This is a genomic window from Terrabacter sp. P5_B1 (assembly GCF_056400505.1).
Genome location: NZ_JBFULD010000009.1, coordinates 1 through 11,578, shown reverse-complemented (window position 1 = coordinate 11,578; position 11,578 = coordinate 1). Strand labels below are relative to the sequence as shown.

The window sequence follows — 11,578 nt, the reverse complement described above, 5'->3', positions numbered from 1 at the left end:
GATCCATTCCACGAAAGGTCGGCCGGACAACTTCCCCAGCCCGAGCAGCGTGCAGCGCAAAGACTTTCGACATCGCCCCCCAACACCCGGACTACACCGGCAAGCCGCCCCGGGGCGGGCCACACGACGCCGAGGTGCTGGTGGCGTTCATCAGCGAGCCCGTTCGGATGACCGCTCTCGCCACCACACTACGCCACCAGATCATCGCACCTCCCGACACAGCGCCAGCTGACGACGCTGACCTCGATGAACTCACCGCGCACGAGGGCAGAGCACTAGCCGTGACCCACCTCCGGCGCGTGAGCCCAACCCCAAGTTGCGCACCGCCAGGCTGGCCGCGGTCACAGCCAAGGGCCTGCCGATCGCTTGCGAAGTCTCTGCGGGTTCGACTTCGCAGCTCCGTACGGCGAGCCGGGGGAGGGCTACATAGAGGTCCACCACGTGCTCCCACTGCACGCATCGGGACCGGTCCTGACCCGGCTCGATGACCTCGCCCTTTTGTGGTCGAACTGCCACCGCATGACCCACCGGGCACGGCCTTGGCTCACGCCTTCGGCCCCAAGGGAGCTCATGGGCGATAGCAGGTGAAACGCGGACGTTGGGTGGCTACTGCTGACCCTCGGTCACCGCCCGATCCCGCAGCGTCCTGAGGTTGATGACCGCGATGCCCTCTTCCTCATCAGGCAGGTAGAGCTGATGGGTGACTCCGTCGTAGCGGCTATCGGTGTCGATGTCGATCTCCATTCCGCCCTCCTTGAGCAGGTGTTCCTGGAAGTCCCAGCAGACGAGGATGTCGATGTCGTTCCTCGACTTCACTCCGTCCCTGAAGTCCTGCAGCACGCTCTGCAGCCGATCCTTGAACTCGATAACCACCTCGAGGGGGCCGTCGTCGTCGGTGTACCGGGCGATGAGGTCGTACTGCGTTGAGTAGCCGGTCGCAAGCGCCTCGTAACCCTTGATCTTGTTGGCCCCAAGCAGCTCGTGGAAGAGCGCCGCGACAGCGGCTTCCTGCTGCGTGGGGACCTTCATGAAGGGAATTCCCGGCCACTTGAGGTCGGCCCGCTTGCCCGCCTCGTCAAGTGTGTTCCGCATCCGCTGGCGACGCTCAGCGGGAGTCTCCGTAGGCGTTGGCGGCTTGATGTCAACGGGGAGTTGGTACTTCGCCACCTTCTCGAATTGGGAGAACAGCTCGAACACGGCCTGCTGGAGGCGGTTCCTGAACTGCCAGGGGATCGACTTACGGCCCATGTCGAAGTTGATGCGGTCGTAGTCGACCAAGAAGATGCAGCGCCTGTAGTAGGCAGGGTAGGCACCAGCCGCCGCCGGGTCGATCATCACGCCCGTGGGCATCGATTTGGTTACTACGAAGATGCCCGGCTGCACGAGGCCCACGGACTTCAGATGGTGAGACTGGGCTAGGTCCTCCGTGATGGCCTTGTTGCCTGGGAGCATGGCGCCATAGACATAGATGGTCTCTTTGCCCGAGCCCACCTGCACCTTGCCGGTGACGACCTTGGACTTGAGGTACTTCTCCTTGGCCACCTTGGAGGTCTTGGCCACCAAGGAGCGATTGACCTCCTCAATGGTCACCGACTTCGGACCCGCGACGTCCGGGTAGCCCACCTCGACAGGTTGGTCTTCCACGAGCCAATTCGTCGCGGAACGCCACGTGTACGTCACCTCCAGCTCGGGCAGTTCCTCGCCACGCAGCAGCTTGCGGGTGTCGCCGATTGCGGTCCGCGTCCGCAGGAGCCACTTCAGCTCGTCGCCTGTCAGCGAGAAAAGATCCTGCTCGGGACTAGATGGCACGCCATGGAGGCGCACACGTGTGAAGCTTCCATCGAACCCGTCGGGAGCCTCATCCTCAGGGAGGTCGGTCAAGTTCAACGTGGGGGCCGGCGCGGCGGTCGAGTTCAGCCACGTGGAGGCGCCGACCAAGGTGCACCTAGTCGCTTCGTCCTCGGTCCGCGTTTCCATCAGGAAGTCATTGCTGCTGAACGCCACGTAGGTCAGGCCGACGCCCTTCTCGCCAACTTGGGAGTCATCGCCATCCTTGTCGCTGCCACCCGGGGAGAGCACTTCCTCAATGAAGTCACGGCGAATGCCGCCGCCGTTGTCGATCACCTCGATGGAGCGGTTGACCGCATCGACCATCACATGGATCCGACCGGCCGGTGGCGTCCCCTCGGAGCCACGACGACGCTCGATCCCATCACGAGAGTTCTGCAGGAGCTCGGCCAAGATGTCCCAGAAATGGTGGTAGCTCTGCAGGATGCCACGAAGCTCGCGCTTGACGGCGAGCTCACTCTTCCGCAGCAGGAAGTTGGGAACCTCGGTCGCGGCATCTGTCATGGGGTTGATCTCCTTCGATGGGCAGCGGAGGCTGGACAGGGGGACCATACCGCTCGACACGGGCGCTCCCCCTCCGGCGGCTCCGACTCCAATGCCTCCGGCCACCAAGAGGCCATGGACGGAGGCTGGCGAGGCCGTGAAGATGCCCTTCGAGACGGAACGCACGCTTATGGATGGCGTATTTGCGGAGCACTCTAGTGGGATCGGATTCGAGCGCATCATGCCCGTGGAGTGGATCGGCATGGGCGTCTCCAACCAGCCCGAGATCGGCTCTTCGCCAACAGCAGCAACATTTCACCGAATTTCGCCGCCCGTTGACCACGCCGGCCTGCTGGTCTCGCCCTCGCCCAGGACCTCGTCACAGCGCCCAGTGGGAGGCACTAGGTTTCATATCTTCAGCGGGGCTGACCGCATCTGCTAGGCACAACTGTCTTGAGCTGAACGCACGAGGACCTTCAGCATCAGGTGTGTCGACGACGCTTGAAAACGAGGCCATAGCGACGGTCGAAAACGAGGCCACCCAGACAGATTGGTTGGGTGATCTCAGTGGAGGATTGGGCTCTGATCCGGCGGCTGGTCGCGGACGGTGTTCCGCAGCGCCAGGTAGCGAAGGATCTCGGGGTCGGACGGTCGACGGTGGCGCGGGCGTTGGCCTCGGATCGTCCGCCGAAGTACGAGCGGCCGGCGGTGTCGACGGCGTTCACGCCGTTCGAGTCGCTGGTGCGGCAACTGCTCGCGGCGACGCCGGACATGCCGGCCACGGTGATCGCGGAACGGGTCTGCTGGGACGGGTCGATCACGTGGTTCCGTGACAACGTCCGAGGGCTACGTCCGCAGTATCGGCAGGTCGACCCGGCGGACCGGTTGACGTGGTTGCCCGGGGATGCGGCGCAGTGTGACCTGTGGTTCCCGCCACGGAAGATCCCGCTCGAGGACGGCAGCACGGTGTTGTTGCCGGTCATGGTGATCACCGCGGCCCACTCGCGGTTCATGGTCGGCCGGATGATCCCGACCCGGCACACCGAGGATCTGCTGCTCGGCATGTGGGTGCTGCTCCAGCAGCTGGGGCGGGTGCCACGCAGGCTGATCTGGGACAACGAGTCCGGCATCGGCCGCGGCAAGAGGCACGCCGAAGGTGTGGGGGCGTTCACCGGCACACTGGCTACCACGCTGCAGCGGTTGAAGCCCTACGACCCCGAGTCCAAGGGCGTGGTGGAGCGGCGCAACGGGTTCTTCGAGACCTCCTTCATGCCGGGCCGGACCTTCGAGTCACCGGCCGACTTCAACACCCAGTTCGCCGACTGGCTCACCATCGCGAACGCCCGGATCGTGCGCACCACCCGGGCTCGTCCGGTCGAGCTGCTCGATGTCGACAGGGCGGCGATGCTTCCCCTGCCGCCCGTGGCGCCGACCGTGGGTTGGGTTAACCGGGTCCGTTTGGGTCGTGACTACTACGTCCGCGTCGACTCCTCGGACTACTCGGTCGACCCGGCGGTGATCGGCCGGTTCGTCGACGTGACCGCGGACCTGGCCAGGGTCGAGGTGCGCCACGAAGGACGCCTCGTCGCCGCTCACGACCGAGTCTGGGCACGCGGCATGACCATCACCGATCCCGTCCACGTCGCCGCGGCCAAGGTGCTGCGCGAACAGTTCCAGCGACCCCGACCAGCGCCGGATCCCCAGGAGGGCTTGGCGCGGGACCTGGCCGACTACGACCGCGCGTTCGGGCTCCTCGACGGCGGGCTCGCCGATGGTGAGGTGGCCTGATGACCAACCAGGACCAACAAGGCGAAGAGCAACGGCAGCGAGCCGCTCAAGCAGCTGACCTACTTGGCGTCGGCGTTGAAGGCGCCCCGGATCATCGAGGCCGCCGCGCGGCTGGCCGACCACGCCCGCGACGCGGGATGGACCCACGAGGAATACCTCGCCGCAGTGCTGGACCGTGAAGTCGCAGCCCGCAACGCATCCGGCGCACAGCTACGCATCCGGGCCGCCGGGTTTGCCGCAAGGAAGACGATCGAAGAGTTCGACTGGGACGCCCAACCCGCGGTCCGTCAGCAGATCGCCGCACTCGCCTCCGGCGGCTTCCTCACGGAGGCCCGCAACGTCGTGCTGCTCGGCCCGCCCGGCACCGGCAAGACCCACCTGGCCACCGGCCTGGGCATCGCCGCCGCGCACCACGGACATCGGGTCCTGTTCGCGACTGCGACCGAGTGGGTCACCCGCCTGACCGAGGCCCACCGCGCCGGCCGGCTCCCGCAAGAGCTCGCGCGGCTGCGGCGCTATGGACTGATCATCGTCGACGAAGTCGGCTACCTGCCCTTCGAGCAAGACGCCGCGAACCTGTTCTTCCAGCTCGTCTCCTCCCGCTATGAACACGCCTCGCTGATCCTCACGTCCAACCTGCCGTTCAGCGGCTGGGGAGGTGTCTTCGGTGACCAGGCCGTCGCCGCCGCGATGATTGACCGCGTCGTGCACCACGCCGACGTCCTCACCCTCAAAGGCGCCAGCTACCGGCTCCGCAACCGCGGCATCGACACACTGCCCAGCATCAGAGCCCAGGACACGGCAGACTAGAAACCACGAACCGGTGGCCTCGATTTGGAACGTCGGATCGGCCTCATTTTCGAGCGTTGTCGACAAGGTGATCCGTCGAGGGTGCCGGCGCTATGACGTCAGCTGGCCTTCCTCGTCCTAACCGCCTCTCGGCCCCACTCAAGGCTCACCCAGCCGACCAAGTTCAGCCCAGTGTGGGTCGCCTACCAGTGCCCCCAGTAGGTCCGATCCGCCTACCATCAGGCCAGCCACGCCGAGGGGCGCGGAGTCGCCGAAAAGATCCTAGACAACTTCATCAACTGCCCGATCCCGGAGGTCGCCCGGGACGGAGGGAACCTGAACCAAGTACGCGAGGCCTTCCTCGCGTACTTCACCACCGGCGGCGCGGACAACGGCGGCACCGAAACGATCAACGGGCTGATCGAGCTGCACCGCAGGGTCGCCCGAGGCTGCCGCAACCGCGAAACTACCGCCCGCTCATGCTCCTCATCGGAGGAGCACTCAGCCTGTGACCCACCTCAGGTACGAAGAGCTCGTAGGCGTCCGGCGGGTCCTCGCCTTGGCGCTGGGTCTGCTTCAGGGAGAGGCTCTGGGTCTGAGATGGGTGACATCGACCTCGCCAATGGTGTCCTGACCACGCGCCGGTCGCTCCTTGCCCGCAGTACCCACAGCTGCGTCGGCTCGTGCAGCAAGGCAGACGCAGGCTACTGCCCAGCCCGGATATGGCTCTTTCGCTCCCTCGGACAGAGGCCGCTTGGAACGGGGACTTCGACTGGAGAAGACCCCACCCTGATCTTGCGCGCTGAGTGCACTACTTCACATACCATGTCGGCGGCCTCGTTAACAGGCATGTGTTCCCAGATACGGAGCACTTTCCACCCCTGCTCCATGAGAAGAGTGTTCGTCTCGGCGTCTCTCTCGCGGTTCTGCCGCACCTTGTCCGCCCAGAATCCCGCGTTGGTTCTGGAGTAATTGTGATGTTGCGGGCAGCCATGCCAAAAGCACCCGTCTACGAACACCGCCACCTTCAGGTTTGGAAACACCAAATCCGCGGTGCGCCGGAGACGTGGCAGAGGTCGACGGTTCACAAAGTAGCGCAGGCCTCGCCCGTGGACAGCACGCCGCAAGGCGAGCTCCGGCCCGGTGTCCCGACCGCGGTTGGCCTGCATCGTCGCTCGTGCAGCTGGCGAGGAGGCCCATGACTCGCGTGATGCCATAGCTCCAGCCTAATCGGGCCGCGCGAGTGCCGCCTGCGGAGCCTGAGGTGGGGGCGCATGAGGCGGGCACAGGGCCGCCAGGGTCGGTACCCGGACTGTGGGCGCCCACGGGTACCCTGGGGCTGTACTGCCGGCAGCTAGGCGGAATCACTGACAGAGAGGTGCGCATGGGTGCCATCCCGGTTGTAGACGTCTTCGCAGGACCCGGAGGACTGAACGAAGGCTTCTCCGGAGTCACCGATCAGAGCGGGCGTGTCTTCAGTACCGTCGCGTCCATCGAGATGGACAATGAGGCGGTCGAAACACTTCGCCTCCGGGCCGCCCTTAGGAAATCGATCGACATAGATGGCGGCGTCCCCGAAATCTATCAGGAATTTGTCTCGGGTCACGCGACCCATGCCCGACTAATCTCTCATCCCTCGTTCAAGGCTGCTTGGGACCATGCTCTCGCTGAGGTGCACAAGCACGAGCTCAGTGAGAATACGCGTGAGATCTCCGACAAGTTAGTGAAGTCCGCACTGAAGGACACGTTGGATAAAGATGAGCCTTGGGTGCTAATCGGAGGGCCTCCCTGTCAGGCATATTCCCTGGTCGGACGGTCGCGGCGCAAACATGACCTAGCGTTCGAGGATGACCACAAGCACACTCTATACCGCGAATACCTGCACCTCATCGAGAGGTTTCGACCCCATGTCTTCGTGATGGAGAACGTCAAGGGCCTCTTGTCCTCTCAGCATGGCGGGGGTCCCGTGTTCAAGGCCATCGAGTCGGACTTGACACACCCTTCCCCCGGCTTGACCTACGTTCTTAGGTCCTGTGTCGTTGAGGGAGATGCAGATAATCTCTCTCCCTCCGACTTCATCGTGAGGGCGGAGAAGTTTGGCGTGCCGCAAGCCCGACATCGCGTTATCCTTCTCGGCATTCGAAGTGACATCGACGCGTCGCTGTTCTCGCCCCTGACGGAAATGCCGGCGGTATCACTTGAGTCAGCCATCGATGACATGCCTAGAATCCGCTCTGGGGTGAGCCCCAGGAGTCGAGACAGCGAGTCGGACTGGATCGAGGCGCTTAGGCTGGCTGGAAGAGAGGCCAAGGTGGGTCTCCCCCGCAAGATCTCGGTCCCTGCGCTCTCGCGTGGACATATCGGCGCGTACACTTCGCGCCTCGACGGCGAACTGGGTGCCTGGATCTCCGCTAATCCACTGAACGGCATCTCGCAGCACGAGTCGCGTCATCATATGCAACTCGATCTCGCCCGGTATGCATTCCTGGCCTTCAAGCTGCAGCAGGGGAAGAAACTTCATGTTGGTGAGCTCCCCCCCAAGCTCAGGCCAAAGCACAGCAATCTGGACGCGGAGAGCGTGCCATTCACGGATCGATTCAGGGTGCAGGCGCCGAAGGGCCCGAGCACCACTGTTACCTCGCATATCTCGAAGGATGGCCACTATTTCATTCACTACGATCCGCTCCAGATGCGTAGTTTGACCGTACGTGAGGCTGCTCGACTACAGACCTTCCCGGATAACTATTACTTCATCGGGGGGCGTACAAAGCAGTACCACCAAGTCGGAAACGCGGTACCTCCGTTTCTTGCCCGACAGATCGGAGAGATCGTCGCCAAGACTTTGGGAAGGGCCTCGCAGACCACGCAGTGAAGGCAACGCCCGGACGGACGGTCCGCATCGCCGATCGCCAGCCGGGGACCGAGCGGTGTTCAGCACACGGTGCAGTGCAAGCGGGGTCTTTCGCTCGAGCGGGTGACACTGCCACAGCTGGAGCCATGGACGTCCACACACTTCCGGCGCCGCGTCGCTGACACCCTCAACCGCCGCGGAAGCGGTCGAGCGCGTGGGGATTGGGTTTTCTGGCGAGATCGCTTTCGCGCCGGGCACCGGCGGCGTGGGTGTGGGCGCGGGACGTGGTCGGAGGCAAGTTCCCTTGGATTCCGGCAAGATCCATCCATGGCAATCGAGGATAAGACTGAAGCCCCGCCCCCCGGCCGGAAGCGGGCAGCCGGCCAGCCACGAAGTCAAGCGATGGTTTTGGCTGGGTACTTCCTGAGCCGCCTCACGCAGGCCGACGGCAGTCCTCCCGCAGTCCTTGGAGTGAACCGTTGGCACGAGGCGTACGAGCTGTTTCGACCGTCCTGCGGGGAAGGGAGGGAGGCCACGCCGTTTGGGAGGTCGCTGAAGAACACTCGGGATGCCTTCGATAGCCACCTCGGCGGGACCAGGGTTGGATGGAGGCACCCTGATGGTGGACCCAACCGCTTGTCGGCTGTTGAGGACCACGTGCTTGTCACCTGGGCTGCTCGCTCCGATGAAGATCTTGTCGAGGCGGTGGAGGAACTCCTAACAAGACCCATCCAGGCCGCTCCGGTCGACGGGCAGCAGGTCAGCCAACCTCACACGAGGCACTTGGCTGAGGGCGTCGTCCTGGTCCGCGCGGATTCGCGTGGGRCATCGGGTGACGTCCAGCTCAAGTCGACTCGCCGGGCGGGTAGAGAGAAGCAGATCGGCGACCTAGCCGAAGCGCTCGTCAGGGACCACCTCATCGAGACGTTGGGGTCGCCCGCTAAGGCGACGGTCATTCATCATGCCGCCTTGGGCGAGACACCCGGCTACGACCTCTCATACGTCCGAGATGGGATCCAACACTGCGTGGAGGTCAAKGGCGTCGTCGGCCCGTCCATGGCGTCCTTCGTAATCACAAGGAATGAGTGGAACGCTGCTGAGGAGCACATGTCCCACTATTTTCTCTACTTGGTCAGCGATGTGGAGGGAGACCAGCCTCGCCTCCAGATACTCACCGGCCCGGCATGTCCAGAGGCCGAGCTCGTGAGAGAACCAGTCGCTTGGGAAGTGCGGTTGCCTTGAGAGTCGACAGCCATCCAGCCTTGAGAGTCAGCAGGTTTGGTGTGCGCGTTTTCGAAGTCCGCCCGATTCTGGTCCGTAAAGACCGTCGAATACAGGCCTCACGGACCATGGCGGTGGAAAAAGTGAGTTTCCGCCGCCAGAGGACGCAAGCTGACTCTGCACACAGCGCCGCGCGACCTCATCATCAAGGGGCAGGGAGCGCGCTCACGCGCGTTTTGCTCGCGACGAAGGGCACCTCAACACCGTGGCACAGGGACCGTCGTGTGCAAGGCCCCAGTGCGCCGCGCCCTTTGCGCGGCAAGGGTCGCAGCGCCTTCGGCTTCGAGCCGGGCTGGGTTGGCACTGTTGGCGTGCTCTCGGGTTCTCGTCTCGGTGGCGCTGAGGCCGGCGCCCGACTGCGCCAGCACCTGTTCGAGCACCGCGGTCGGCTCAACGTTTGCCGGTGCTTCGTGTGCGCTTGATGTATCGGGGTCGTATGCCGTGTCGACGTAGAGCTTGTTGTTCTCCCGGCCTCGGGTGGCCATGACGTACAGGGGCTCCCGCATCGTGGTGGAGGTGACGAAGGCGTGAGTGGTGTCCACGGTCCTTCCCTGAGCGCGATGTGCCGTCGTGGCGTAGCCGAGTTCGACGTGCACAGAGGCATATTCGGCCGGAAGGTGCGCCACTCCCCCACCGGACTCGCGCCTCAAGCGCATCGCACCGTCACGTCCAACTGCCAGGACGACCCACCGGTCACCGTTCTTCACCCAGCCCGTGGGCGAGCCCAGTTCGCGCTGATTCTGACGAGTCACGACAACGTCCCCGACCCCAATCACCGACCCGTCCGCGACCGTGACACCGTGCTCTGCGACGCTCCCGGCCACGACCCGGTGGGAGCGGGCCCTGCGGTTCAGGTCAGCCACAGTCGCCGTGTCGGCGGCGACCATCAGGGACCTGCGGCCAGCCCTCATGTCGTCCGTCCAGTTGGCGAAGAGCTCGTCGAGCATCAACTCACGGTCGCCGCCGCGGACCCGGCCATGACGGGCGTACTCCTCCGCGACGCCCTTGGCCCCGACCCGGAGGTTGAGCGAGGCATCGCGCTCCCACTCGTGCCGGAACCGACGCACATCCAACATTGCGGGCGTATCGGGCCGGTCCGTCGCCAAGAGCTTGAACGCGCCGCCGGCAGCCACCGGGGACAGCTGCGCCCAGTCCCCCACCAGGAGCACCTTCGCCCCGGCGGTACGGGGCAGCTCGTGATCGTGGACGAGGCTTCGATGGCGGGAACGTTCGAGCTCGACTCGCTCGCGGCATATGCGCTCCTGAAGGACATCAACCGGCAGGGCATCCACATCTACGCCGTGATGGACTCGATCCTGAGCAGGTTCGGTCCCGGCGATGGCGTGTCGCAGGATGCGCGCGGCCAACTCCGGTCGTCGGCACACGCCCTCCAGCGCGGCGTGGACGCCTGGTCCCAGACCACCACAGGAGCACCGCCGTCTCGCGAGTACGTCGAAGCGTCCCGTCGCCTCTACACAGAGCTGGCTGATGCCAGCATGACGGCGGCGCTCCAGGCGGATCCCGCAGCGATGTACCAAGCACTGCACCGCGGGGCGAACGAGGTGGCATGGGTGACGTCGCTCGCCACGCCCATCGCATCCCGGCTCCTGCAGTCAGAGATCCTGTTCGTCCACGCAAGACACGCCCGTAACGACACGCAGCGGCTGACCGACGCGATCGCTGGACGCATGGTCATCGCCAGACCCCACGACGTACCCGATCTGTGCAGCCTCGCATGGGAGGCCGAGCGCTCTGCGAGACAGATCTCGCGGGGCCTCCCAGCGGCCCTGTTCGGCTGCCACGCGCTCCAGACGACCGCTCGCATCCCGGAGCGGTGATACCACCGCCCGCTCGGTTGCTCTTTACACCCTCTAGGCCACAGTCGTCCCCTACCGCACTGCCTTGGGTTACGCCCACTCCGCCGCAGGTGGGCCGGCAAGTACTGCATGGAGGCCCCGAAGCCGTTCAAGGACTTCGTCGTAGGCAAGTAGGTCAACGCCGATCAAGTTCTCGGGTACCGAAGAAATCACTGTCGCTGTTTAGCGCTCAGGGTGACCAAGGTGCCGGTGATGGGGGCCCTCGGATGATTCGGGTGTCCGCCTTGGGGGCGTCTCGAGTGTTGCGGAGGATCGTGGCTATACCAGTTCGGGCCGACTGAATCTGTGCTTAGAGTTGTGCCACTGGAACCGCAAGTGCGGCGTGCGCCGCGTGCACCTCTGCCCCCGCGTTCCGCGGTAGGGAGCGGTCGCCATAAGCTAGCCGCCAGTCGACCACGAACGGGGCTGACCCAAGTAGCCCGCGGGGCAGCGATCGGCTTCGTCGCTTCGAGGGCTGCTCAGCGCTCCACCAGTTGGACCGCATCCGCTTCGGGCTAGCGACGCCGCGGTTCTCGAGGGCGTCGCGCTGCAAGGGCGAGTCCTGGAGAGGGCCGAGACGCGGGGGTACCCGACGAGGTGGCCCGATCTGTGCGTCTCACCACTCATGACTGTGCCTCCTTCTGGGACGTCGATTGTGGACACGGGAAATGGACGCAGACCC

The 11,578-nt window shown here is 64.7% G+C and carries 9 protein-coding genes and 2 pseudogenes; 7 read left to right on the top strand and 4 right to left on the bottom strand.

The window, feature by feature from the left end; genetic code table 11:
* Positions 1-366 precede the first annotated feature (366 nt).
* Positions 367-588: an HNH endonuclease gene (locus AC1DP0_RS01645; RefSeq protein ID WP_478082158.1), complete on the top strand. Its 222-nt coding sequence runs from the start codon at positions 367-369 to the stop codon at positions 586-588.
* 18 nt (positions 589-606) lie between these two features.
* Here the strand turns inward: AC1DP0_RS01645 and AC1DP0_RS01640 are convergent, their stop codons facing one another.
* Complete coding sequence (locus AC1DP0_RS01640) at positions 607-2,352, bottom strand: ATP-binding protein (RefSeq protein ID WP_478082157.1); 1,746 nt, start codon at positions 2,350-2,352, stop codon at positions 607-609.
* A 537-nt stretch (positions 2,353-2,889) separates the two neighbouring features.
* Here AC1DP0_RS01640 and istA point away from each other — a divergent pair.
* From istA to AC1DP0_RS01625, 3 genes and pseudogenes are all read left to right on the top strand, one after another.
* A complete protein-coding gene (gene istA / locus AC1DP0_RS01635) occupies positions 2,890-4,119 on the top strand; it encodes an IS21 family transposase (RefSeq protein WP_478082156.1) in 1,230 nt (409 codons plus the stop codon).
* Between the two features lie 54 nt (positions 4,120-4,173).
* Positions 4,174-4,929 (top strand): IS21-like element helper ATPase IstB, encoded by a 756-nt coding sequence (istB, locus tag AC1DP0_RS01630; protein WP_478082174.1) that lies wholly within the window; start codon positions 4,174-4,176, stop codon positions 4,927-4,929.
* A gap of 258 nt (positions 4,930-5,187) precedes the next feature.
* Positions 5,188-5,313, top strand: a pseudogene (locus AC1DP0_RS01625) (hypothetical protein); the annotation flags it as partial.
* Between the two features lie 299 nt (positions 5,314-5,612).
* Here the strand turns inward: AC1DP0_RS01625 and AC1DP0_RS01620 are convergent.
* Positions 5,613-6,125, bottom strand: a complete 513-nt coding sequence (locus AC1DP0_RS01620) for a very short patch repair endonuclease (protein ID WP_478082155.1) — start codon at positions 6,123-6,125, stop codon at positions 5,613-5,615.
* A 167-nt stretch (positions 6,126-6,292) separates the two neighbouring features.
* Between AC1DP0_RS01620 and AC1DP0_RS01615 the strand changes: the two genes are divergently transcribed.
* Both AC1DP0_RS01615 and AC1DP0_RS01610 read left to right on the top strand, forming a co-directional pair.
* Positions 6,293-7,780: a DNA cytosine methyltransferase gene (locus AC1DP0_RS01615; RefSeq protein ID WP_478082154.1), complete on the top strand. Its 1,488-nt coding sequence runs from the start codon at positions 6,293-6,295 to the stop codon at positions 7,778-7,780.
* 306 nt (positions 7,781-8,086) lie between these two features.
* Positions 8,087-9,001, top strand: coding sequence for a protein NO VEIN domain-containing protein (locus AC1DP0_RS01610; RefSeq protein WP_478082153.1), 915 nt, complete (start codon positions 8,087-8,089; stop codon positions 8,999-9,001).
* Positions 9,002-9,237: 236 nt separating this feature from the next.
* On the opposite strand, the gene AC1DP0_RS01605 is transcribed toward AC1DP0_RS01610, so the two are convergent.
* On the bottom strand, positions 9,238-9,987 hold the full coding sequence (locus AC1DP0_RS01605) for a hypothetical protein (protein ID WP_478082176.1): 750 nt from the start codon (positions 9,985-9,987) through the stop codon (positions 9,238-9,240).
* A gap of 69 nt (positions 9,988-10,056) precedes the next feature.
* Positions 10,057-10,173: pseudogene (locus tag AC1DP0_RS01600) on the bottom strand (hypothetical protein); the annotation flags it as partial.
* A gap of 84 nt (positions 10,174-10,257) precedes the next feature.
* On the opposite strand from AC1DP0_RS01600, the gene AC1DP0_RS01595 reads away from it, so the two are divergent.
* Positions 10,258-10,878, top strand: a complete 621-nt coding sequence (locus AC1DP0_RS01595) for a hypothetical protein (RefSeq protein ID WP_478082152.1) — start codon at positions 10,258-10,260, stop codon at positions 10,876-10,878.
* Positions 10,879-11,578: the final 700 nt, after the last annotated feature.